Here is a 24,292-nt window from a genome sequence, read left to right on the forward strand (position 1 = left end):
TTTAAAAAAAGTGGCTCAAGGAGACTTGAGCCACTACTGTTATTAGTGTGAGAGTTCGTTGATGCGTGCTTCGACAGCTTGACGTTTTTCCGTATAATCAAGTGCCTTCGCTTTTTCTTCATCAATGACATGTGCTGGTGCTTTGCCGACGAAGCCAGGGTTGTTGAGTTTTTTCTCGACCCGTTCGACTTCTTTCGTATACTTGACGAGTTCTTTATTCAAGCGCGCGATTTCTTCCTCGATGTTGATCAAGTCCGCGAGTGGGATGAACAATTCTGCCCCCGTTACGATCGCACTCATCGCTTTTTCTGGTGCTGGCATTTGCTCTTCGATTCGAAGTTCAGATGCGTTCGTGAACTTTTGCAAGTACGAGCTGTTTGACGATAAGTCGTCTTGAACACGTGCGTCATTCGTTGAGATGAATAGTTGGATCTGTTTCGACATCGGTGCGTTCACTTCCGCGCGGATGTTACGAACCGAACGGATGACGTTCTGAACCGCTTCGAATGCTGGAACAGCTTCCGGGAAGTCGAGTAATGCTTCACGTGTTGGCCACGCGGCACGTGTGATTGTCTCGCCTTCATGCGGTAAGTGTTGCCAGATTTCTTCCGTGATGAACGGCATGAATGGATGCATCAGACGCATGATCCGGTCGAGCGTATAGGCAAGAACCGAACGCGTCGTCTGTTTCGCTGCTTCATCTTCCCCGTTGAGTGGTAATTTTGCCATCTCAATGTACCAGTTACAGAAGTCTTCCCAGATGAAGTGATAGAGAATACGTCCTGCTTCACCAAACTCATATTTATCCGACAGACGTGTTACATCGTCGATTGTCGTCTGTAAGCGTGTCAAGATCCATTTATCTGCGAGTGACTTCTCGCCTGTCAAATCGATCTGATCAAACGTTAGACCATCCATGTTCATCAGGGCAAAACGGCTTGCGTTCCACAGTTTATTCGAGAAGTTCCATGTTGCTTCGATCTTTTCCCAGTAGAAACGAAGATCGTTCCCTGGCGTCGATCCTGTCGTTAAGAACCACCGGAGTGAATCGGCACCATACTTCTCAATGACATCCATCGGGTCGATTCCGTTCCCGAGGGATTTCGACATCTTGCGTCCTTCCGAATCACGAATTAATCCGTGGATCAAGACGTCTTGGAATGGACGTTGTCCTGTGAATTCGTACGATTGGAAGATCATCCGTGATACCCAAAAGGCGATGATGTCGTAACCCGTAACGAGTGTCGACGTCGGGAAGTATTTTTGATAATCCGCTGCGTCCGTATTCGGCCACCCCATTGTTGAGAACGGCCAAAGCGCTGACGAGAACCATGTATCGAGAACATCGTTGTCTTGCTCCCAGTTCTCGAGGTCGGCTGGTGCTTCCTTACCAACATAAACTTCGCCTGTTTCTTTATGGTACCAAGCTGGAATCCGGTGTCCCCACCAGAGTTGACGACTGACACACCAGTCACGGATGTTTTCCATCCAGCGTACGTACGTGTTTTCAAAGCGTTGTGGAACGAAGTTGACCTTGTCTGGTCCTTGTTGCTCCTCGAGTGCTTTTTGCGCGAGTGGTTCCATTTTAACGAACCATTGGAGTGAGAGATACGGCTCAACGATCGCGTCTGAACGCTCCGAGTGACCGACAGAGTGCAAGTGTGGCTCAATTTTAATCAAAACACCTTCTGCTTTTAAATCTTCAACAATCTGCTTACGGCATTCGAAACGATCCATACCTTCGTATTTTCCTGCGTTCTCGTTCATCGTTCCATCTTCATTCATGACGAGGACACGTGGTAACTCGTGACGGTTACCTACTTCGAAGTCGTTCGGATCGTGGGCTGGCGTAATCTTAACGACACCTGTACCGAACTCCATATCGACATAATCATCGGCAACGATCGGAATCTCGCGACCAACGATTGGTAACGTGATTGTTTTTCCGACGAGGTGAGCGTAACGCTCATCCTTCGGGTTTACGGCAATCGCTGTATCACCGAGCATCGTCTCCGGACGTGTCGTCGCTAGTTCAACGTGACCTGAACCGTCCGTTAGTGGATAGCTGAAGTGATAGAACGCACCTTCGATATCCTTGTAGATGACTTCGATATCCGAGATCGCTGTTTTTGTCGCCGGGTCCCAGTTGACGATGTATTCGCCGCGGTAAATCAAGCCTTTTTCGTAAAGTTTCACGAAGACTTCTTGAACGGCTTCCGACAATCCTTCGTCGAGCGTGAAACGCTCACGTGAGTAATCGAGTCCAAGACCAAGTTTTGCCCATTGTGCACGAATTGTTGATGCGTACTCTTCTTTCCATGCCCATGATTGCTCGAGGAATTTCTCGCGCCCCATTTCAAGACGTGATTGTCCTTCTGCCCGCAGTTTTTGTTCGACTTTTGCTTGTGTCGCGATACCGGCATGGTCCATTCCTGGTAAATAAAGAACGTCGAATCCTTGCATCCGTTTCATCCGTGTCAACATGTCTTGTAACGTCGTGTCCCACGCGTGACCAAGGTGCAATTTACCGGTGACGTTCGGTGGTGGAATAACGATCGTGTACGGCTCTTTTTCTGGATCCTGATCGGCTTTGAAATAGTCACCTTTCACCCAAAAGTCGTACCATTTTTCTTCCGTTGCCTGCGGATCATACTTCGTTGGCATTGATAATTCCTGCATCCTGATCGCTCCCTTTTTGTCCATAATAAAAACGGCTTCTCTCGTCCTATGCTAAGGACGAAAGAAAGCCGTTGCTTTTTTCCGCGGTACCACCTTAGTTCATCCACAATCGGATGCCCTCGAGCCACGTAACGTGTGGAGGACGGATATCGCTCGTAAGACTCACGATACCAGCTCGTGGGGTGACCTTCCTCCTGTTCGTCCGTCACATCTTTCAGCCAAGGATGTGTTCTCTACGCCGGTACGAATACAGGACTACTCTTCCCGTCATCGCTGTTGCCATTTTCTTCTTTACTTATTTTAGCCGAGACTTCAAGCAATCGTCAAGAACTGCTTAACGACCAAATTCGACTTGAAGTTCCTTGAACGTCAGTTCGACGGCCTCGATCGTCCGCTCGATGTCTTCGTCCGTATGGGCAATCGACAGGAAAAGACCTTCGAATTGTGACGGTGGTAAGAAGACACCACGCGCCGCCATTTTTTGATAATACGAACGGAACATCTCAAGGTTTGATGTTTTCGCTTTTTCGAAGTTCGTGACGCGTTCATCCGTGAAGAAGACACCAAACATCGCGCCTGCGCGGTTCGTCGTCAGCGGAATGTTGTATTTCGCCGCAGCGTTCAAGTAACCTTCCGACAGACGGCTCGCTTTCCGGTCGAACTCTGCATAGTGTTCTGGTTTCAATTGTGTCAGTGTTGCTAGACCCGCTGCCATCGCGAGTGGGTTCCCGGATAACGTACCCGCTTGATAGATTGGACCTTGTGGTGCGATCTGTTCCATGATGTCCCGACGTCCGCCGTAAGCACCGACCGGCATTCCGCCGCCGATGACTTTGCCGAGACACGTGATGTCTGGTGTGACACCGAAGTGCCCTTGTGCACAGTGGAATCCAACACGGAAACCAGTCATGACTTCGTCAAAGATCAGTAAGGCACCGTTTTCCGCCGTGATTTCCCGTAAGCCTTCGAGGAATCCTGGTTCTGGTGGCACGAAGCCCATGTTCCCAGCAGCCGGTTCGACGATGACACCAGCGATATCGTCGCCGTGTTTTTCAAACGCGATCCGGACAGCGTCCAAATCGTTGTACGGAACCGTCAGCGTCATGCTCGCGATTTGCGCAGGAACTCCTGGTGAATCCGGTAGTCCGAGTGTCGCGACACCTGAACCCGCTTTGATCAAGAGCGAGTCACCGTGACCATGGTAACAGCCTTCGAACTTGAGGATTTTCGTCCGACCTGTGTAGCCGCGTGCGAGACGAAGCGCTGCCATCGTCGCTTCTGTCCCTGAGTTGACCATCCGGACGACTTCGACCGACGGCACCCGACTGATGACGACTTCCGCCATCGCTGATTCGATTTCCGTTGGTGTCCCGTAGCTCCAGCCACGTGTCGCTTGTTCTTGGATCGCAGAAGTGACGATTGGATCGGCATGACCGAGAATCATTGGTCCCCATGACAAGACATAATCGATATACTCTTTTCCGTCGATATCATAGAGCTTTGATCCTTTCGCATGATCTGCGAAAATCGGTGTCATCCCGACCGATTTATAAGCACGGACCGGACTGTTGACACCACCCGGCATGAGCGGGAGTGCCCGCTCGAATGCTTCTTTTGATTTTGAGTTCTGGTTAATTAAGCTCATTTCGACCCCTCCAGGTAACGACAAATGTCTTTTGCGAAATAGGTGATGATTAAATCAGCGCCTGCTCGTTTAAAGCCAAGCATCGTCTCAAGGACGATTCGTTCTTCGTCGATCCAGCCGTTCAAGGCAGCGGCTTTGACCATTGCATACTCACCCGATACGTTATACGCGACGATCGGTAGATCAATTCGCTCGCGCACATCACGAATGATATCCATGAACGCAAGCGCAGGTTTAACGATCATGAAGTCAGCTCCTTGATCGACGTCCGCTGTTGCTTCGCGGAACGCTTCGCGACGGTTTGCTGGATCCATTTGATAACCTTTCCGGTCGCCTTCTCCCGGTGCCGAGTTCGCTGCATCACGGAATGGACCGTAATAAGCAGACGCATATTTAACACCATAGCTCATGACTGGAATATGGCTGAAGCCGTTCTCGTCTAATCCTTGACGAATGGCTGCGACGAATCCGTCCATCATCGATGATGGAGCGATGACGTCGGCACCCGCGCGAGCTTGTGAGATCGCTGTCTTGACGTGAAGCGGTAATGACGCATCATTATCGACCGTACCGTCGGCGACAATCCCACAGTGACCTGTCGACGTATATTCACATAAGCATGTGTCGGCGATGACCGTTAGCTGCGGGGCAACCTTCTTGACGAGACGTGTCGCTTCTTGAACGATCCCGTGATCGTGAAACGCACCTGATCCTTGCTCGTCTTTCAAGTGGTCATGCGGAACACCGAATAAGATAACAGATTCGATTCCGAGTGCGACGACTTCTTCAATCTCAGCCGTCAAATGATCAAGTGATAAGTTGAAGACGCCAGGCATCGAGCTGACTTCGCGTTTAATATCTTCGCCTTCAGCGACGAAAATCGGATAAATTAAATCTGATTTATGCAACTGGTTCTCGCGAACGAGTGATCGGAGTGATGCGGTATGACGTAAACGACGGTGACGTGCGTATTCTAATGTGTTCATGCTGATTCCTCCTCAATGATACGATCAATCATGCCGTCTACCGTGAATTCACGGGCGACATGGATCGGTTGAAGTCCGGCTGCTTTTGCTGCTTGCTCCGTAATCGTCCCAATGACGATGAACGTCGTCTGCGGGGATAGTGGAGCAATCGCTTCGACAGCGGAAGGACTCTGCAGTCCAATATAGGTGGCTGTTCTGACAAGTGCTTCAGGTAGCCGACGAGTGACGGTTTCATAGGTGATGATATCTTCGATCGTATATCGATTCAGGTTTCGTAACTGATCGACCGGCGCTTGCCGCGATCGGTTCCCTCGCGCAAAGACGATATGATCGCCGTCAGACAAGTGTGGTCCGAGTTCTGCGACGAGTGCGTCTCCTGTAAATGTCGACGGACAGAAGTCTGCTGTTCGACCGTACTTCGCAAGTGCGTCTGCCGTCTTTCGTCCGACGACCGCGATACGCGTTGCTGCTAATTCAGGCAACGCATCAGCAATCCGGTGGACACCATTCGGACTCGTCACGATGAGCCAATCAATTCCCTTCGGCAATGTAAACGAAACCGGTCGCGTTTCAATGACAGGATAGTGCACTGACTCGATCGCGACGGCGCGCAGTCGCGCCATCTGCTCGGTCGTCGGTGGTCGGCTGCCCGTGAAGAGTACCTGCTTACAAGTCATCCGGAAGTGTCGCGAGAATCTCACGACCGCCCGAAGCAAGCAGACGTTCGGCAACATCTTGACCGAGTTGCATCGGGTCAAGACCTGATTCGCGCTCGAGTAGGATTTGCTCTCCATCGACGGATCCAATGAATCCGACGAGTGTTGTTGACAGATCTTCGTTGATCGTTGCGAATCCACCGACCGGAACGTGACAGCTACCTTCGATCGCCGCTAGGAAAGCGCGCTCTGCGTAAGCTACTTTTTCCGTCATCTGATCATGGATCAGGTGCAGAAGGTCACGTACTTCTTGGTCATGTTCGCGACATTCGATACCGAGGATTCCTTGACCGACAGCTGGAATCATGTCATCTGTCGAGAGATATTCCGAGACAACGTCTTCAGACCAACCCATCCGTTGTAGACCAGCTGCTGCGAGCAGGATCCCGTCAAACGGACCATTCTTTAATTTATCGAGTCGTGTGTCGATGTTTCCGCGAATCGATTCGATTTTTAAATCAGGGCGGAGTTTTAGCAATTGCGACCCACGACGTAAACTGCTCGTGCCGACAACCGCACCTTCCGGCAAGGAAGCAAGACCTTCGCCTGTTTTCGTGATCAAGGCATCACGCGCATCGACACGCGCTGGTGTTGCACCGATGATGAGACCGTCCGGTAATTCAGAAGGTAGATCCTTCATGCTGTGAACGGCAAAATCGATTTCTTCGTCAATCATCTGCTGCTCGATCTCTTTTACGAATAATCCTTTACCGCCGACTTTCGAGAGCGTCACATCTAAAATGCGGTCCCCTTTTGTGATGATGTTCTTGATTTCGAACTCATACGGCGCGCCGGCTTGTTTCAACTGGTCAATGACCCATTTCGTCTGTGTCATCGCAAGCTTCGAGCTTCGCGATCCAACAATGATTTTTCGCATGCTAAAATCCCCCTGTACAATGATAAAGGGGCGGCACAAGTCCGCCCCATGCATTTTCTATTGTAACACAAATCGTGCTTTGTTCACCGGTTCACAGCTTTTGCAGAAGGTGTCGTCTCTTCTGATGTCATGACGTCATCTTCGAGCCCTTCGAACAAGTCTTCGTTTAATGCAAACGTATCCATGAACTGCGCAATCCGCTCATCGGCATCTGGTTTCGCTGCAGCATCTTTAATATAAGACAACGGTTCACGTAACAACTGGTTGATGATTGATTTCATATGTTTGCCAATGACGGTTTTTTCACGTTTCGACATCTCCGGTAATTTCCGTTCCAAGCTTTGCATCGTTTCTTGTTGAATGCGTAACGCCTGGTCTCGTAATTCCGTGATGATTGGTACGACACCCAGTGTCGTCATCCAACCTTCGAACTCAGCAATCGCCGCTTCAATCCGTCGTTCGATCTTCGCTGCTTCCTTCATCCGTTCCGCCATGTTTTGTTGGACGATCGATGTCAGATCATCGACATCGTACAAATGAACACCTGGCAAGTCACCGACGGTTGGTTCGATGTCGCGTGGTACGGCGATATCGATCAAGAGGAATGGACGATCGTGCCGGAACAGCTGTGCTGCCGCGATGTCTTCGCGTTTGATGATGGCACGTTTTGCACCGGTTGAAGAGATGACGATGTCTGCCCGAAGCAAACCGCACTGCATCTCGTTAATCGAATGTGCCGATCCTTCGAACCGATTCGCGACCTCTTCTGCTTTAGCTAACGTCCGGTTAAAGACCGTGATATCGCGTGCCCCTGCTTCATATAAGTTGAGCGTCGTCAATTCGCCGGTTTCTCCCGCACCGATGACAACGATTGATTTATCTTCAAGCGATCCGAGTAACTGTTCGGCAAGCGTGACAGCAGCAGCACTGACAGAAACGGCATTTTCACCGATTCCAGTTTCTGCGTGAGCCCTTTTGGCGAGCGTGACCGCTTCTTTGAAGAGTTTATTGAAGACCGTTCCTGTCGTTTCAAGCTTTTGCGCCATGAAGAAGCTTGTCTTGACTTGACCAAGAATCTGCGTTTCACCGACGATCATCGAATCAAGTCCACTTGTCACGCGGAACAGATGCTTCATCGCATCGAACCCTTCATGAATGAAGAGATACGGCTCGAGTTCCTCCATCGTCAAACCGAACCAGTTTGCAAGGAAACGTTTCGTATAATACCGTCCTGTATGTGGCTGATCCGTCACGACGTACAGTTCCGTCCGATTACATGTCGAGACGATGACACTTTCAAAAATACTTTTTTCATCGCGCAATGCGACGACCGCTCCCTTCATCTCATGCTCCCCAAATGAGACTTGTTCGCGTATTGATACAGGCGCTGTTTTGTTATTCAAGCCGACCACTACGATATGCATGCGCTCTACCCCTTACGTCCAAAGATTTCGTTCCGATCTATCTTTTCGTTCTCTATCCTACATTATAACCATTATAAAAAAGATTCCAATCAATTTATAAACTAAAATGAGTCGAAGTTGTGAAATCTTCTTCATTTTTTCTCTTCTTCTACCTTATCCCTCTCTCTTGAAAATCACAAACCCTCTGCTCCTAAAAAGGTCAGAGGGTTACACTTTACTTCAAGGATTTTGGTGATACCGTCACGTCCGGTACGTCGAGACGTTGCTGACGTAAACGATAGATCCGAGCGATATTTTGAATGACGACCTTTGAAACTGCGTATGTTGGAACCGCCAAGATGACACCGATGATTCCACCGATTTTTCCGGCAACGAGCAAGACGATGATAATCGTCAACGGATGAACCTTGAGTGTCTTTCCTTGGACATAAGGAGAAATCAAGTTCGACTCGATTTGCTGCGCGACGACAATCGTGATGATCGCATAAACCGCTTTGATTGGATCATCGATGAACCCGACGATGACCGCCGGTACAGCACCGATGTAGGGACCAAGATACGGAATGATGTTCGTGACCGTACAAAATAAAGCAAGCAGTAACGCATATTGAATATCGGCGATGAAGAAGCCAATCAATGACATGAGACCGACACAGATCGAGACGATGACCTGTCCATTGACGTAATGCTTCACTGTTACGTGCATGTCGTGCAAGATTTTACGCGTTTCTGTTTCATAGCTTTTCGGCAACAGCTTCACGACAGAATCCGGAAACTTATAGCCGTCAAGCAACATGTAGACTAAGATGAACGGTACTAAGACGATGATTAAGACCGTCGAAGAGATGACACCGAAAATCGTTCCGACAGACGTCGAGACAGACTTAAAGACTGTGCCGATATACGACGTTGCTTCATTCGTCCACTTATCAAACAAGTCCGTATTCTCGTGTACCCATGTCGAGATGAAACGATTGTTCATCAATTGATCGCGTAAATTTAACGTCTGATCGCGCAATTCAACGACAAGCGTCGGAATGCTTGTCGCAAAATCTGTCACCTGTTCGACTAAGATCGGTCCGATGGATGCAACCGCAATCGTCAGGATTGTAATGAAACCAAGCAAGACGATCAGCACGGCAAGACCACGCTTCTTGACCCGCTTCTGCAACGCATCCACGATACCGAGCGTAAAGTAATAGAAGATCCCTGCGATGATCAATGGCGGGAAAATCAAGGCCAACATGACTCGAATCGGCTGGAATAAAAATGAAATCTTCGTTCCAACCCAGATGACGAGAAAAATCATCAATACCCAGATTAATGCTTTGAACCATTTGTTTCGTAACAACTCCACCTAACTTATCCCCCTCATACCTATTCGTCAGCCGACTTTTTCCTCGGTGACGTCTTCGAGACGTTGGCGTTCCATCTGTCCCCAGTTTCCTCGACCCGTCAAGAATTGAATCAATCCTCCTAATTTGAAGAAAACAAGAATCGGACGGTACCAGAACGACTCGGTCAAAGACCATAGATACAACCGAATCAATTCCTTGACGTTCTTGAATCGGTGCATCGTCCACTCTTCCAATAATACGGCACCTGCTGATAATAAGGAACCGTAGAGTAAAGCGACGACTAATAAGACGATCCCAAATTCAAAGTTGAGTGTACCGACGAGTAGATTGAGCGGAATGATGAAATAACCAATCAGTTCGACGATGGGACCGAGTAGTTCAATCAAAAAGAAATACAACATCGAAACGCTACCAACAGAGCCATATTTCGGATTGCCAATCATCCGTTTATGCGTCCACAACGTCTCAGCAAGACCACGATGCCAACGTGTTCGCTGTGAACGTAACACTTCCATCGACTCAGGAGCTTGTGTCCAACAAACCGGTGCCGGAACGTACTCGATGCGTTTATCGAGCTTATTTTCTTTCATGTACCTGTGCAAACGAACGACAAGCTCCATGTCCTCACCGACAAGCCCTTCCTTATACCCACCTGCCTGTACGACGATGTTCTTTTGGAACAATCCGAAGGCACCGGAGACGATCAATAAGATATTGAAACGGCTAAGACCAAGGCGACCAAACAGGAACGCTCGGAAATATTCAATCATCTGCATCAGGACGATCCGTTGTTTTGGTGTCCGAATCTCGACGATTTCGCCGCCTTCGATCGTACAACCGTTAACGAGGAAGATCGAACCACATGTCGCGACGACTTCTTCATCTGACTCGACGATCGGCTTCATAACTTTCAACAACGCATCACGCTCTAAAATCGAATCCGCGTCGAGTGAACAGAAATACGGATAACTCGAGTGATCGATACCGGCATTCAGGGCATCTGCTTTTCCACCATTCTCTTTATCGATGACGATCAAACGACTATCAATCCGGGATCGATAGACCTGCTTGATTGGTTTTGAACCGATCAAGATACGTGGATACTGGATTTCTTTCTCCAACTCATACGCACGAAACAGTTCATCCATCGTGCCGTCCTTTGAACCATCGTTAATGACGAGCACCTCATGCTCTGGGTAGTCAAGCGCTAGCAAGGCTTGAACACTCGACACGATCGTATATTCTTCATTATAGGCTGGAACAAGGATACTGACCGGTCGTGTATAGAGTGACCGCATCAGCGGCAAGTAGGAGCTCTCTTTCCGGCGGAAACGTTGTCGTCGCACCATCTGAGCTGAAATCAGGTACAGCGTCGAATAGAACACGATGACGAGTAGCATATAAATCAATACGGTCCAGGAAAGGACTTCAATAATGGCTTGGATTGTCTCAGACGACATGATGTTTCATCTCCTTTGCCAACCGTTCTGTTGCTTTTTGACGCGCATAGCGGTCGGGGTGTGTACTTGATACTTTCGCCAACTGTTCGATCCCACCGCAAGAAAGTAACGCATCGAAGGCTGCCGTCCGAACCCACCACGATCGACTACCGACAAACGGCAAGATCGCTGGTATCGCATCGTCTGGAACGACATGTTCTAAGAAACGAAGAGCAAGCATTTGCTCGACCCAACTCGATTCTTCTTCCAAGTATGGGACATACAATTTCCAGTCTTCCTCAAGTCCGATTCGCGTGAGTGCACGAAGGGCACGTTTTCGGATTTCTGGATTTTCATCTGTTGTCTTGTCACGAACGAGCGTGATATAACGTGTTTCATCGCGGTCAAAGATCAGCTGAAGAATCGCTAACCTAAAGGACAACGTTAATTCTTCAAACGCAGTCACCCATTCCGCCAAGTCTTGGCTACGTCCGACCGCAAGAATCGCACCAAAGAAGCTGATGTCATTTTCTTGTTTAGCGATCGCGATGGCATCTTGTTCGGATAGTGACACGAGTGTGCGGACGATGACATCGCTCTCCTCTTTTTCAATTGCCTTTCCCCAACGCGCATGAATCATTGGCGCGACTGCGACCAAACGGAATTGAGACACCGCTTCATAGGCGTTCAAGCGGCGATCAATCCGGCGATGCTTCAATTGTTGTTCATAATACGATTGCATATTGGCAGCGACGAATGCTTGCACTCGTTCGAGATGTGCCGGTGTTGCCGTTAAATTGGACAGGGCGAACAGTTCAAGCTCCGCTAAATCCTCGTTTCCTTTTTGAATCGTCGGCATGTCCTGTCGTTCCCCTGTCGCATAGTCATAGATGTCATCTCGAAAGGCGAGTTGCCAATCACGCCATGCATGCTCGCGGTTGGCACGTTGTCGTTTTTGGACGACAAGATAGATCAGTGCCCCACCTTGTAAGAAAACGAGTACGACGATGAATACTAGAATCGCCTGCATCATCGGCCGTCCTCGACTTTTCGGATCCACGCACGGAACTCTTCGATTTTCAGTGGAAGCGTCATGATGTAATCAACACCACGATCAATCGCTAGGACGTGATCTCGTTCGCGGTTATACATCGAGATCATCATCGATTGGAATGGCGCGATACTTTGTTGTTTTGCCCGCAACAACAATTCCAGTCCATCTGCTCGCGGTAATGCGGACGTGAACACGAGCAAGTACGGACGGGATGCCACATACTCATCAAGGAACGTCTCCGCTCGTTCAAACGTTACGAACCGTTCGAATCGTTCCATCAGTTCCCGTTCCATCATCCGGCGGATATGTGGATCTTCCGTTACGACGACGACCTCCACGATATGCTGGATTTTTTTATAGCGTGCAAGGCGATCGAGAACAAGCTCCCGCGACAGCGTCGCCGGTAAAATTTCGCGTGCATTTTCTAACCCATAGAAAGAGGATTCCGTATTAAAATAGACGACGGGGATTCGTTCCTCGATGACGGGTTCACTCGCGAGGACGACATCGGCATACGAGATGTCCGTCCGCACGCACCACCCTTCCTCGATCAGACCATTGACCGTCTCCGGCATTTGTCCGACCGTGTGCACGAACAAGGTGTTCGTCGACGATTGTCGGACAACCTCTTCCGTCCATTCAATCGTTGAACTGATTTCACGATCTTGACTTGTTGACTCAAACGACTGATTGATTAACTTCCACATCTCTTCACGCCGCATTTAGTTCCCTCCCTCAGTGAATGCTTTTTTCATCGTATGATAGACCGGCTTCAATTCTTCACGTTGCTGCGGATTCGTCCATTCCGCCCAGTTGTAGAAACCACGATCCTTCTCTGGAATGCGTGTCTCACCGACTTTACCTGTGACTTCGATTCCTTCTGTGATCATCTTCGCTTCAAGCCCATCTTTCCAGAAGTCGCCGATGATTTCGTGTTTACTAGGGTCACGCATATTCAAGACCATCCATGGAATACGGAGTTCGACGGTTGGTTTCATCACATCTGAGATATCCGTCAAGATGTCATCCGGTTCTCCTTCGTGTAAAACACCTGTGTCCCATTTAACGGCTGGTTTGACGATTTTTTTCGTCACCGGATCTCGTCTTGCATAATCGAGCATTTGATAGATTGGAACGAACTTACCGCTATCTTTTTGATCAGATGGCGGTTTCACCATCTCAAACGGCATCTTCAAACCGTAATGATAACGGAAGATGTCATAGCGAGCATCGACATCGATACGCGCTGTCTGATCAATCGTCAGGCGATATTCGGCTCCTTCGTCAAGCGTCAACGGACCGACTTTCGTATTCCCATCATTCGGTTTCGTCGATAGTGCAAGTGTCGTCGGCTCTGCTTTCTTCCGATCGATGCGCAAGTAGAGATATGCCTCGTCAGAAGTCATGTAAATCGCTTGATCCTTATTTTCAGCAACTGGAGCATATCCTTTCCAGTCATCCAGTTTTCCGTCAATGACGATGTCCGAACGAAGGAAACCAAGCATCCCGAAATGTTGTTCACTCGTCTGGACATTCGACCAGCGTGGACGAGTATCCGCATCATCATAATCCATCGTGTTCCACGTCCGTTTGAACCATTCATCTTGCCAGATGAAGACAAGTCCACCGGCCGTATTGACGTCCTTGATGTCCTGATAGAGCTGCGCGACGAGTTCACCTTGTTTCTTTTCACTGACATGTCCTTGATCAAAACCATTCGGTCCAAGGTGTGTCTTACCGCGTGAGCTTGGAATGCCGAATTCTGATACGAGTAACGGCATCTCATGATAGTCTTTCATTTCTTTCAAATAACGAGCGTATGATTCAGAGCCCTTGTCTGCTTTTTGGCTGTATTCTTCCTTGATGAACGAAGGATAATACGGATAGATGTGATAAGACGCAAACAAGCCACCAGGGAAATCCTTCGTTGCTTTCAAATGATTGAAGTCGATCGAGACGAGATCTTGCTCTTCTTCAACTTCTTTCGGGTGTTTCAACGGATCCGTCGTCGGCCAGTTCGTCGAACCAATTGGTCGAGTCGTTCCGTACTCTTTAATTTCATGTGCTGTCGCTGTATCCATCCGACCGGCAAGCCACGATTCAAACGGTGACGCCTCTTTTGTCGTCGTCACGTACTTCCCTTCAAATCGTGTGCCTTTGTTCTTTTTATTCGTCTCAACGACGGCTTCCGGTAACCATTCGATTCCAAAGACGAATGCTGAAACGTATTGCGAAACGTCCGATGTATATGTTCCAGAAGCATGACCAACGACTTCCTTGACGACGGCGTTGCCATGAATGACATCGACCATTCGTTTTGCTTCCGTATCGGTCATCTTCAAGAAGTCTGGCTCAAAAGCGTTCTTCAACTCTTCGAATGGTTTTTCCTCGACCCACATACCTTGCATCAGATAAATCGGTTGTTTTGCACGTTCATTATAGGCTTTTAGTGCATCATAGAAAGCCGGTGGATGAAGCGTATATATTCGAATTGTATTGACGCCCAACTCACCAATTTCCTTTAGCCAACGATCGTATTCATTACGACTGATCGCATGTTCCCCGGGAAATGCACCGGGTCGACCGAGTCCGACGTTGACGCCTTTGACGAAATATGGCTTCCATTCGCCATCTTGGTACATTTCAAGTGTGTCTTGTCCTTCACGTGCTCGAGTTCGTAGTTCTTGATTACCGACTTTCGTTTGAGAGAGTGGCTTAACTTTCGCAGCCTGCGTCGAGACACGTTTTGTATCTTCTAAAATTCGTGTCAGTGTCGGGGCATAAATCTTCCAAAAGAATGCTGATTCACTCTCTGCACTATCGAGAATGAACTGTTTGCGGAACCAATCGAGCCCACTATATCGATAGTAGCGCGGGATATCCGCGACATCAGTGTAGTCCCCAGCAAAATAGTGTCCACTTCCTTGCGTGACATACGCTGGGAATTCAAGCGGCAACTGATATTTCCGAAGCATCGCTTGGGTTTGTTTTGACGGTTTCCAAGAAAAATGCGCTTGTTGCTCGCCACCGTCTAGCTCTAAAATCTCAAACCAGTAGTTATAACGGACCTCATCTTTTGCATTGCCTTTGTTTTTATCCCATTTATAGAGAAGCGGCGTGTCATCATTAACAAAGAATGCTTTTTCTGTTGAGTCATTGATAAAGACATAACCTGGACCAGATAGTTTGAATTCTTTTTCTTTCGCCTGCGCTTTTAATTGAGCTACGACGTTCTTCTCAAGACCTTGCAGTTTTGTTAAATCCGGGAAAAACCGACCAATCCATCCTGTCCAAGCCGTTCCGAATAATTGGCGGAACGCATTGGACCGTTCGACTGACGTCGGACTTGCCGCCGTATTAAACTCCGCCACGACCGTTTTCCCTTGCGAAATCGCTTCGGTCGCAAGCTCGACGTCTTCCGTCGTCAAGCCACCACGATGTTCTTTTTTTCCGTTGACGTCATATGACTTTCCATACGTATCCGTAAACAACAGCACATCTGCTTTAGAGGCTTGTTGTAACATTTTTTCACCTTGTGTTCCGTCATAACGGTTGATGTAGTCCGAATACGCATAATCCTGCCCTTGCGCATTTCGGATCTTTAAGTGATTCAATAACCACGTCGTTCCGGCATGCTCTCGCTCCTCCGTTCCGTTCGTGTAATCAAATAGCGCAATGTTTAATGTCTTTTCCTGTTTCAAGAACCAAATGGCAAATGGTGTCAGAATGAGTAAGACGACGATCGCGAACGTCCATTTGTAACGCCTCATATTGGCATAGCCTCCCACTAGAACAATTTGTTCCTATCATTGTAACGTGAATCAAATGATGTTCATATAATGGAAATCAAAATTGATGGAAGGAAATGATTAGATGCTACTTTTAGATTACTTTACCCCTAACAAAAAAACGTTCCGTTCTCTTTTGTCGGAGAACAGAACGTTTCGTTTTTTTTACAGAAGACGATAAATCGCTTCCCATGCCGCATCGACGCCTTCTCCTGTCTCAGATGAGAAAGGAATCAAGGTATCTTGACCGTCAAATTGCAATTTACGTTTGATTGCCGCAATATGTTTATCACGTTGACTCTTTTTGATTTTATCGAGTTTTGTCGCAACGACGATGACTGGTAGATCGTAATACTTCAAGAAATCATACATCGTCACATCATCCGCAGACGGATCGTGTCGGATGTCGACGAGCTGTACGACACCTTTGAGTATTTCACGTTGTGTGAAATACTTTTCCATCATCTTGCCCCACGCTTCGCGTTCCGTCTTCGAGACTTTTGCATAGCCGTAACCGGGTACATCGACGAACATGACTTCATCATTGATGTTGAAGAAGTTCAAGGTTTGCGTTTTACCTGGTTTTGAAGACGTCCGCGCGAGTGCTTTACGCTGGACCAATTTGTTGATGAATGAGGACTTTCCGACATTCGATCGCCCTGCGAGTGCCACTTCTGGCAACAATGGCTCCGGATAATGTTCCGGATTGACGCCACTCGTAATAAAATCAGCTTTATAAATTTTCATGTTACTCTCCTTTTAATGCATGTTCGAGCACTTGCTCCATCGTCGCGACTGGAATGAATTCCATTCCTGCGCGGACGCTTTCCGGGATATCATCGATGTCCCGCGTATTATCTTGCGGTAAAAGAACGGTCGTCAAGCCTGCACGGTGTGCTGCGAGCGACTTCTCTTTTAGTCCACCGATTGGTAAGACACGTCCACGTAACGTGATTTCACCCGTCATTCCGACGTCTCGGCGAACCGGACGCTTCGTCAAGGCAGAAATCAATGCTGTCGCAAGTGTGATCCCAGCAGATGGACCATCTTTTGGTACGGCACCTTCAGGAACGTGGATGTGGATGTCCTGCGTTTCGTAGAAGTTCGGTTCGATGCCAAGGGACGTCGCGTTCGCTCGGACGAAGCTGTACGCGGTCTGAGCCGACTCTTGCATGACGTCACCGAGTTTCCCGGTTAATTGTAATTTCCCTTTACCCGGAGCAAGGCTGACTTCGATCGTCAACGTATCGCCCCCAAAAGCAGTATACGCTAAACCAGTCACCGCGCCAATCATATCTTCCAGTTCGCCTTGACCATAGCGGTAGATCGGTTTACCTAAGAAATCATCCAGATTACGTTTTGTCACCGTCACGCGCTTCTTCTCACCCATCGCAATTTGTTTCGCTGCTTTCCGGCAAAGAGAGCCGAGGACACGTTCGAGATTCCGGACACCGGCTTCTCGTGTATAACGACGGACGACTTCTTCCAGCGCGTCTGCTTTGACTGTCAATTGACTCTTTTTCAGACCGTGTTCAGCCAGTTGCTTCGATAAGAGATGACGAACAGCAATTTCCGTCTTCTCTTGTTCCGTATAGCCACCGATTTGAATCAGTTCCATCCGGTCAAGCAAAGGTCCGGGAATGTTCGAGACATCGTTCGCTGTCGCGATGAACAGGACATTCGATAAATCGAATGGTTCTTCGATATAGTGATCAGAAAAGCTGTTGTTTTGTTCCGGATCAAGAACTTCGAGCATCGCGGACGACGGGTCACCACGGAAGTCATTTGACATCTTATCGATCTCATCGAGCAGGAAGACCGGGTTGTTCGTTCCTGCTTGTTTTAAACCACGGATGATCCGTCCTGGCATCGCACCGATATACGTCCGGCGATGTCCGCGGATTTCCGCTTCGTCGCGCACGCCACCAAGTGAGACACGGACGAACTTCCGCTCGAGTGCTGTGGCAATCGAACGGGCAAGCGACGTTTTCCCAACTCCTGGAGGACCAGAAAGACAGAGAATCGGTCCACGTAATGAGTCCGTCAATTGACGAACGGCAAGATACTCAAGGATTCGTTCTTTGACCTTCTCTAGACCGTAATGGTCCTTTTCAAGCTGTTCTGAAGCAGCAGAGACGTTCAAAAAATCGTCCGTTGCTTCATTCCATGGCAGTGAGAAGAACCATTCGAGATAGTTGCGAATGACCCCATGTTCGGGACTCGTCGCCGGTACGACCGCTAAACGACTGATTTCCTTCTCGACGTTCGCAACCGTCGTTTCTGGTAAATCAAGCATCGCAAGCTGCTCCCGGTATTTCGTCGCATCGCTTTCAACAGAAGCTGATTCGCCACCGAGTTCTTGTTGAATCGTCTTCAATTGTTCCCGCAAGTAATACTCGCGTTGCGATTGTTCAATCGTCTTCTTCGTCCGTTCACGCATCTCACGTTCGAGTTCGACGACTTCATATTCGTGTTTCATGACATCAAGCAACATCAATCCTCGTTCGACCGGATCCTGTTGTTCGAGAAACTCCTGTTTCTTCGAGATATCGATTGGTAGCTTCGACGTGATATAGTCCGTCAATGAATCGAGGCGTTCGTATGTCTCGAACCGGCGACGTTCATCGGTTCCGATTCCTTTGATCCGAGAGACGAGTTGACCAAACTGTTCTTTGATGAGACGAACGAGCGCTTCTTGTTTCGCTCCTTTGATGTCCATCTTCTCGATTGGTTCGATGACGGCTTGATAGCCCTCGTCCGTCTCCTCGACGTTTTCAATCCGGACGCGTTCCTTCCCGATGACGCGGACACGGACCGTATCATTCCCGAGTTCACTCATCTTCGCGATTTGAACAAGTGTCCCAACCTGATGCAACCCGTCGACAGACGGCTCCGCTTCTGGATCACGTTGCGTAACGACGACGAGATCGATCTCGTGTTCCTTTGATGCAAGTAAGGCTTTTAAGGATACCGGACGCCCAACATCAATCGTCAATCCGATCAACGGATACGCGACGACACCGCGTAACGGTAAAAGTGGATATTGTTTTTTCTTCATTCGAATTCCTCCTAAACAAAAAGACTCGGAAAGGCGTACAAGTAGCCTCCGAGCCGATTTGTCACGGTGTTACGCCGTTTCTTTTTCTTTCCCATGTTCAATTGTACCATCTTTCAACTCGAGCGTTGGACCGCGTTTACCAGTCAACGTTTCTGCTGTAATGATGACTTTCGCGATGTCTTCACGCGATGGGATTTCGAACATGATATCAAGCATAGTTTCTTCGATGATTGAACGAAGACCACGCGCACCTGTTTTACGTTCGATTGCAAGTTTTGCAATCTCAAGAAGTGCATCTTCCGTGAAGTCGAGTTCGACATCATCAAGTTGAAGCATTTTCTTATATTGTTTCACGAGGGCGTTTTTCGGTTTCGTCAAGATTTGAACGAGTGCCTCTTCATCAAGTGGCTCGAGCGTCGCCATGACCGGCAAACGACCGATGAACTCTGGAATCAAACCGAACTTTTGAAGATCTTCTGGCAATGCAGCTGCGAGAATTTCTTTTTGCGTAAGGTTACGGTTCTCTGAATCGTTTCCGAATCCGATGACTTTTTTACCAAGACGACGTTTGATCGACTGATCAATACCATCGAATGCGCCACCGACGATGAATAAGATGTTCGTCGTATCGATTTGGATGAATTCTTGATGTGGGTGTTTCCGTCCACCTTGTGGCGGTACACTCGCAACAGTTCCTTCCAAAATTTTAAGCAAGGCTTGTTGGACACCTTCACCAGAAACGTCACGTGTAATCGACGGGTTTTCTGATTTACGAGCAATCTTATCGATTTCATCAATGTAGATGATGCCTTTTTCAGCCTTCTCGACATCGTAATCCGCTGCTTGGATGAGCTTCAACAGAATGTTCTCGACGTCTTCACCGACATAACCGGCTTCCGTCAAACTTGTTGCATCGGCAATCGCAAACGGTACGTTCAAGATCCGTGCCATCGTTTGGGCAAGAAGTGTCTTACCGCTACCTGTTGGTCCAATCATGACGATGTTCGATTTTGAGAGCTCGACATCATCTGCACGACCACCAGCATTGATTCGTTTGTAGTGATTGTACATCGCTACAGACAATGATTTCTTCGCTTTCTCTTGACCGATAACGTAATCATCAAGTGTCGTACGAATTTCATGCGGTTTTGGAACATTCTTCAGCTCGACTTCTTCTTCAGTACCGAGTTCTTCCTCTACGATTTCATTGCAGAGTTCGATACACTCGTCGCAAATGTAAACGCCAGGTCCAGCAACAAGTTTGCGTACTTGTTCTTGTGTCTTTCCACAGAAAGAACATTTTAGCTGACCTTTTTCTTCGTTAAATTTAAACATAAAGGTCCACCCCTTTAACGTGGAAATTGTATGGATGCCTGTAGCATCCCGTCTCACGTTTTACTATTTATGATTGTAGCATGAACAAGGAAAGTCTTTCAAATCCTGGACGAACGATTTACAGTTTGATGTTCTGAACCAAGGATCGTTTGTCCTTGTTTGACCTATCGTACAAAAAAATCGACTCCAAGACCAGAAATTGGGCTTGAAGTCGATCGAAAACCATGAAATGGCTTATTTTGCTTTTGCGTTGTCGACGAGAACATCGATAGCTTTACGGAATTGAAGATCGCCTTTAAGCGTTTCAAGACCACCTTGTGGTGCAAGCATCGTTTCAAGTTGATCTGCAGGGATGTTGTAGAGTTCTGACATTGATTGAAGTTCAGCTTGAGTTTCCTCATCTGTTACTTCGATTTTTTCGTCAGCAACGATTTGCTTGAGGACGAGACGTGCTTTAACGCGCTCTTCCGCTTGCTCTTTCATTTCAGAACGCATTGCCTCTTCTGTCGTTCCAGTCAACTGGAAGTACATGTTGAGGTCGATGCCTTGTGATTGAATACGTTGTGTGAACTCTTGAACCATACGCTCGACTTCGTTTTCGACCATGACTTCTGGAAGATCAACTGTCGCATTTTTCGTAGCCGCTTCGACTAACTCATCGCGCATTGAAGCATCAGCTTCTTGTTTGCGTGTGTTTTCGAGACGCGTACGGATTTTTGTTTTCAACTCGTCGAGTGAAGAAACTTCTTCATCCATTTCTTTTGCGAACTCATCTGTCAATTCAGGGAGCTCTTGTGCTTTAACTTCGTGGATCGTTACTTTGAATGTAACTGGTTTTCCAGCGAGTGATGCTTCGTGGTATTCCTCTGGGAATGTCACTTCAAGATCTTTTTGCTCGCCAGTTTTTAAACCGACCATTTGCTCTTCGAATCCAGGAATGAAGTTCCCTGAACCGATGACGAGTGAGTAGTTCTCAGCAGTTCCGCCGTCGAATTGGTTTTCCCCATCGAAACCTGCGAAGTCGAATACGACTGTATCGCCATTCTCGATGACGCCATCTTCTTTAACGACGAGTTCTGCACCGCGTTCTTGCAATGTTTTGAGTTCAGCGTCGACGTCTTCGTCAGTAACGTTCGTTTCAACTGCTGTGTACTCAAGACCTTTGTACTCACCGAGTGTAGCTTCTGGCTCGATGACGAACGTGATTTTGAATTCGACTGGCTTGCCTTTTTCGAGTGTTTCAACGTCGATGTTCTCAAGCGCGATTGGCTCGATTCCTGATTCGACGACTGCACCTTCGATTGTGTCCTTATAAAGGATGTCGAGTGCATCTTGGTACAGTGCTTCTTCACCGTACATTTTGTTGAACATTGCGCGTGGCATTTTTCCTTTACGGAAACCAGGTGTGTTCAAAGTCTTAACGACTTTCTTGAACGCTTGGTCTACCGCTTTATCAAATGCTTCAGCAGGCGCTTCATACGTGAGGACGCCGAGGCTACCTGATTGTTTTTCCCATTTTGCAGTCATGCTGAGTCCCTCCAAAATTGTCAATTAGCGTACATGTGTGTACAACAAGTCACATTATAGCACAATCGTTCTGACGATTACCACTGTTGAACGAATCGTTTCCAGATGTCTCAATCGAAGTAAATCTGCTCGAATGCGATGACTTCTGGATAAAGGATATGTGCCGCTCGATATAACCGCTTCGCCAGCGGACTGAGGATACGTTCCGGTTCTTCACGTTCAAATGTTAGACCTGCGAGTTCTTCGCATGCTGTGAGCCACTTTTCCATGTCTGATCCGATTCGTTCTCGTTCTTCAAAATGAATCAGTTGATCCGATCGCAAGACGAGCAATGCTCGGAACGGATCCATTCGCTCTAACGAATGCATCGATGCGAGTAACGCTTGTTGCTCCTGTTGATGTACCACCAGGATTTCTTCTAAATCTTCGCGTGACGAGATCGTCCAGTCTACATCCAAGTGTGGCACATGAATGCTTATCGGATATGACACGTGATGAAGCACACTTCCTAATAACTGATCAATGACGAGTAGACTTTGATGTTCTGTCTCTTGCGCCAGAAGATATTTCTGCGTGATGTATGCAATGAGCTCAGTTGTCCGTTCAAATTCCATACCGGTCAAATGACGCATTTGTTCGACCCAACTGCCATGTTGCAACACATGCATCAATTCCGTTGCTGATGTTACTTCACGCTGTGCAACAGGGTTGTTTTGAACTGCCGGCTTTTGTTCTCGAACACGCATCTGTTGTTTGACTTCATCTAATCGAAGCGCGAGCCCATAAGGCAGATACGGTGACGCTGAGCGCAAAGCGAGTTTCATCGGATACCGTTCTCCGAGTTCATAAAGAAAGAGTGCGAGCACTTGCTCGACACCCTCGACTTCAAGAAATCGTTCCGCCACTGTTTCAAATCGTTCACGGTCATGCATTAAGAGTGGTTGAATGACATAGAGCCGGTGTAAGACATCTTCACCTGTCAATTGGTCAGTCTCTAATTCCATAATCAATTGTTCTTGTTTAGAAGCGGACAAACGAAGAATCCGCGCTCGTTCTACTTCTAGTTCATGTTCCATCCAGCGCGATGTCCCCATATTCCGGCACTCCTTCATGTTCAACTACTTATTTTGTAAATGGATCGAGTAAAGACGTCCAGTTCGTGATCGCTTCTTGAAGTTGTCCCGCCTGCTCGATTCCTAATCGATTCAACGTATCTAATGAGACGTCCGCTTCAAGTAATCGAGCGATGTCTTCCGACTGATTCACGTACTGCTCGAGTTTTGCACTTAAATTTTGCAATTCTTGTGGCGGATTTTCAAGTCCCGCTAATCGTTGATCGATTTGATCCAGTTCTTGATTGAACTGATCAATCGTTCCGTTTTCCTTCAACTTTTCGATTTGTTGATCAAGTGCTTGTTCAGGGTTCGCAGATTCACGCGCTGTCGTAGCCGCCTCATTCAAGGAAGCCGACAAATCTGACGTGACTTGTGCCGTATCTTTTGCAATGCCTTGAAGTTCTCCAGCGTAATCGACACTATTTTTTACATCGTTGACTTGTTGTTTTGCATCGTCGACTGTATTTGAAATCTCACTACATCCAGCAAGAAACGTACTTAGCACGAGGACTGCTCCAACCTTTTTCCACATTGCATTCATCCCTTTCGAGTTCATGATACCTTAATTATAATTGAAAATCGGAATAAAAAAAAGAGACCACCCTCGTAAGGGCAGTCTCTATTTTAATTATAGCGTCCCAAGAGGGATTCGAACCCCCGACCGACGGCTTAGAAGGCCGTTGCTCTATCCTGCTGAGCTATTGGGACGTGTCAACACGAATAAACTATACTAGAACAATTCTTTCGTGTCAATCACATTACAAACATTGCATTTATTTTATTACAAAAATGTTCCGTCCAGATGCAGGGCATTCACTCGATCGCCGTTCACATCGAGAAAATCGATAGAATAACGGTTTTGATCCACTTCAAGAATCGCATACGTCTTGTCTGGTCGATGGCGTGGCATCCGGATTGAACCTGGATTGATGAATAATACGCCGTCCCGATATTCAGCCTTCGCAACATGGGAATGACCATATAAGACGATGTCCGCTTGCTTTTCCTTCGCATGATGTTGCAAGACATCTAGACTGTATTTGACGTCCTGACGATGTCCGTGGACACAAAGGATGGTATGACCATCCAATTCCGACATGACTTCTTCCGGAAAATCGTGTCCGTAATCGCAATTCCCTCGCACAACACGATATGGATATAATGATTCGATGTCGCGCGTCAATTGGGAGTCCCCACAATGAAATGCCAAATCCACGTCTTGGTGACGTTCGAATATCGTAAGCAGTTCTTGTTCTAGTCCATGGCTATCACTAACGATCAACGCTCTCAT

General features: G+C 47.7%; 18 protein-coding genes, 1 tRNA gene and 1 other annotated feature. All 19 genes read right to left on the minus strand.

Going from position 1 to position 24,292, the window contains the following annotated elements:
- Positions 1 to 42: 42 nt before the first annotated feature.
- Positions 43 to 2,679 (minus strand): valine--tRNA ligase, encoded by a 2,637-nt coding sequence (locus ACZGCQ_RS08380; RefSeq protein ID WP_481266010.1) that lies wholly within the window; start codon positions 2,677 to 2,679, stop codon positions 43 to 45.
- A 50-nt stretch (positions 2,680 to 2,729) separates the two neighbouring features.
- Positions 2,730 to 2,959: a binding site (T-box leader), on the minus strand.
- A 54-nt stretch (positions 2,960 to 3,013) separates the two neighbouring features.
- Positions 3,014 to 4,324, minus strand: coding sequence for a glutamate-1-semialdehyde 2,1-aminomutase (gene hemL, locus ACZGCQ_RS08385; protein WP_481266011.1), 1,311 nt, complete (start codon positions 4,322 to 4,324; stop codon positions 3,014 to 3,016).
- Complete coding sequence (gene hemB / locus ACZGCQ_RS08390) at positions 4,321 to 5,310, minus strand: porphobilinogen synthase (RefSeq protein ID WP_023468970.1); 990 nt, start codon at positions 5,308 to 5,310, stop codon at positions 4,321 to 4,323. Before hemB ends, hemL begins: the two co-directional genes overlap by 4 nt.
- Positions 5,307 to 5,987, minus strand: a complete 681-nt coding sequence (locus ACZGCQ_RS08395) for a uroporphyrinogen-III synthase (RefSeq protein WP_149427687.1) — start codon at positions 5,985 to 5,987, stop codon at positions 5,307 to 5,309. The genes hemB and ACZGCQ_RS08395 overlap by 4 nt, the downstream gene beginning before the upstream one ends.
- Positions 5,977 to 6,903, minus strand: coding sequence for a hydroxymethylbilane synthase (hemC, locus tag ACZGCQ_RS08400; protein ID WP_058703856.1), 927 nt, complete (start codon positions 6,901 to 6,903; stop codon positions 5,977 to 5,979). The genes ACZGCQ_RS08395 and hemC overlap by 11 nt, the downstream gene beginning before the upstream one ends.
- Positions 6,904 to 6,986: 83 nt before the next feature.
- On the minus strand, positions 6,987 to 8,327 hold the full coding sequence (gene hemA, locus ACZGCQ_RS08405) for a glutamyl-tRNA reductase (protein ID WP_410501618.1): 1,341 nt from the start codon (positions 8,325 to 8,327) through the stop codon (positions 6,987 to 6,989).
- A gap of 214 nt (positions 8,328 to 8,541) precedes the next feature.
- Positions 8,542 to 9,684, minus strand: coding sequence for an AI-2E family transporter (locus ACZGCQ_RS08410; RefSeq protein ID WP_481266012.1), 1,143 nt, complete (start codon positions 9,682 to 9,684; stop codon positions 8,542 to 8,544).
- Positions 9,685 to 9,711: 27 nt separating this feature from the next.
- Positions 9,712 to 11,145: a glycosyltransferase family 2 protein gene (locus tag ACZGCQ_RS08415; RefSeq protein WP_326187569.1), complete on the minus strand. Its 1,434-nt coding sequence runs from the start codon at positions 11,143 to 11,145 to the stop codon at positions 9,712 to 9,714.
- A complete protein-coding gene (locus tag ACZGCQ_RS08420; RefSeq protein WP_481266013.1) occupies positions 11,135 to 12,154 on the minus strand; it encodes a HEAT repeat domain-containing protein in 1,020 nt (339 codons plus the stop codon). Before ACZGCQ_RS08420 ends, ACZGCQ_RS08415 begins: the two co-directional genes overlap by 11 nt.
- Positions 12,154 to 12,900 carry a response regulator gene (locus ACZGCQ_RS08425; RefSeq protein WP_481266014.1) on the minus strand — a complete coding sequence of 249 codons (747 nt, stop codon included), beginning with the start codon at positions 12,898 to 12,900 and terminating at the stop codon, positions 12,154 to 12,156. Before ACZGCQ_RS08425 ends, ACZGCQ_RS08420 begins: the two co-directional genes overlap by 1 nt.
- Positions 12,901 to 15,948: a hypothetical protein gene (locus ACZGCQ_RS08430; protein WP_481266015.1), complete on the minus strand. Its 3,048-nt coding sequence runs from the start codon at positions 15,946 to 15,948 to the stop codon at positions 12,901 to 12,903.
- A 183-nt stretch (positions 15,949 to 16,131) separates the two neighbouring features.
- Positions 16,132 to 16,713, minus strand: coding sequence for a ribosome biogenesis GTP-binding protein YihA/YsxC (yihA, locus tag ACZGCQ_RS08435; protein ID WP_023468975.1), 582 nt, complete (start codon positions 16,711 to 16,713; stop codon positions 16,132 to 16,134).
- 1 nt (position 16,714) lies between these two features.
- Positions 16,715 to 19,024 carry an endopeptidase La gene (gene lon / locus ACZGCQ_RS08440; RefSeq protein WP_023468976.1) on the minus strand — a complete coding sequence of 770 codons (2,310 nt, stop codon included), beginning with the start codon at positions 19,022 to 19,024 and terminating at the stop codon, positions 16,715 to 16,717.
- 69 nt (positions 19,025 to 19,093) lie between these two features.
- Positions 19,094 to 20,359: an ATP-dependent protease ATP-binding subunit ClpX gene (clpX, locus tag ACZGCQ_RS08445; protein WP_023468977.1), complete on the minus strand. Its 1,266-nt coding sequence runs from the start codon at positions 20,357 to 20,359 to the stop codon at positions 19,094 to 19,096.
- A 234-nt stretch (positions 20,360 to 20,593) separates the two neighbouring features.
- Complete coding sequence (tig, locus tag ACZGCQ_RS08450) at positions 20,594 to 21,886, minus strand: trigger factor (protein WP_029342286.1); 1,293 nt, start codon at positions 21,884 to 21,886, stop codon at positions 20,594 to 20,596.
- A gap of 110 nt (positions 21,887 to 21,996) precedes the next feature.
- Positions 21,997 to 22,980 carry a hypothetical protein gene (locus tag ACZGCQ_RS08455; protein ID WP_481266016.1) on the minus strand — a complete coding sequence of 328 codons (984 nt, stop codon included), beginning with the start codon at positions 22,978 to 22,980 and terminating at the stop codon, positions 21,997 to 21,999.
- Positions 22,981 to 23,008: 28 nt separating this feature from the next.
- Positions 23,009 to 23,533, minus strand: a complete 525-nt coding sequence (locus tag ACZGCQ_RS08460) for a hypothetical protein (RefSeq protein WP_231681742.1) — start codon at positions 23,531 to 23,533, stop codon at positions 23,009 to 23,011.
- Positions 23,534 to 23,635: 102 nt separating this feature from the next.
- Positions 23,636 to 23,709 (minus strand) — tRNA-Arg (locus ACZGCQ_RS08465).
- 73 nt (positions 23,710 to 23,782) lie between these two features.
- Entirely contained in the window at positions 23,783 to 24,292 is a 510-nt protein-coding gene (locus ACZGCQ_RS08470; RefSeq protein ID WP_481266017.1) for a metallophosphoesterase family protein, read from the minus strand.

It is taken from the genome of Exiguobacterium sp. HSB13 (genome assembly GCF_056764755.1).

Bases quoted from the DNA above. Each gene is read 5' to 3' on its own strand.
- ACZGCQ_RS08380 (WP_481266010.1), bottom strand. From the start codon at position 2,679: ATGCAGGAATTATCAATGCCAACGAAGTATGATCCGCAGGCAACGGAA.
- hemL (WP_481266011.1), bottom strand. From the start codon at position 4,324: ATGAGCTTAATTAACCAGAACTCAAAATCAAAAGAAGCATTCGAGCGG.
- hemB (WP_023468970.1), bottom strand. From the start codon at position 5,310: ATGAACACATTAGAATACGCACGTCACCGTCGTTTACGTCATACCGCA.
- ACZGCQ_RS08395 (WP_149427687.1), bottom strand. From the start codon at position 5,987: ATGACTTGTAAGCAGGTACTCTTCACGGGCAGCCGACCACCGACGACC.
- hemC (WP_058703856.1), bottom strand. From the start codon at position 6,903: ATGCGAAAAATCATTGTTGGATCGCGAAGCTCGAAGCTTGCGATGACA.
- hemA (WP_410501618.1), bottom strand. From the start codon at position 8,327: ATGCATATCGTAGTGGTCGGCTTGAATAACAAAACAGCGCCTGTATCA.
- ACZGCQ_RS08415 (WP_326187569.1), bottom strand. From the start codon at position 11,145: ATGTCGTCTGAGACAATCCAAGCCATTATTGAAGTCCTTTCCTGGACC.
- ACZGCQ_RS08420 (WP_481266013.1), bottom strand. From the start codon at position 12,154: ATGCAGGCGATTCTAGTATTCATCGTCGTACTCGTTTTCTTACAAGGT.
- ACZGCQ_RS08425 (WP_481266014.1), bottom strand. From the start codon at position 12,900: ATGCGGCGTGAAGAGATGTGGAAGTTAATCAATCAGTCGTTTGAGTCA.
- ACZGCQ_RS08430 (WP_481266015.1), bottom strand. From the start codon at position 15,948: ATGAGGCGTTACAAATGGACGTTCGCGATCGTCGTCTTACTCATTCTG.
- yihA (WP_023468975.1), bottom strand. From the start codon at position 16,713: ATGAAAATTTATAAAGCTGATTTTATTACGAGTGGCGTCAATCCGGAA.
- lon (WP_023468976.1), bottom strand. From the start codon at position 19,024: ATGAAGAAAAAACAATATCCACTTTTACCGTTACGCGGTGTCGTCGCG.
- clpX (WP_023468977.1), bottom strand. From the start codon at position 20,359: ATGTTTAAATTTAACGAAGAAAAAGGTCAGCTAAAATGTTCTTTCTGT.
- tig (WP_029342286.1), bottom strand. From the start codon at position 21,886: ATGACTGCAAAATGGGAAAAACAATCAGGTAGCCTCGGCGTCCTCACG.
- ACZGCQ_RS08455 (WP_481266016.1), bottom strand. From the start codon at position 22,980: ATGGGGACATCGCGCTGGATGGAACATGAACTAGAAGTAGAACGAGCG.
- ACZGCQ_RS08460 (WP_231681742.1), bottom strand. From the start codon at position 23,533: ATGTGGAAAAAGGTTGGAGCAGTCCTCGTGCTAAGTACGTTTCTTGCT.
- ACZGCQ_RS08470 (WP_481266017.1), bottom strand. From the start codon at position 24,292: ATGAGAGCGTTGATCGTTAGTGATAGCCATGGACTAGAACAAGAACTG.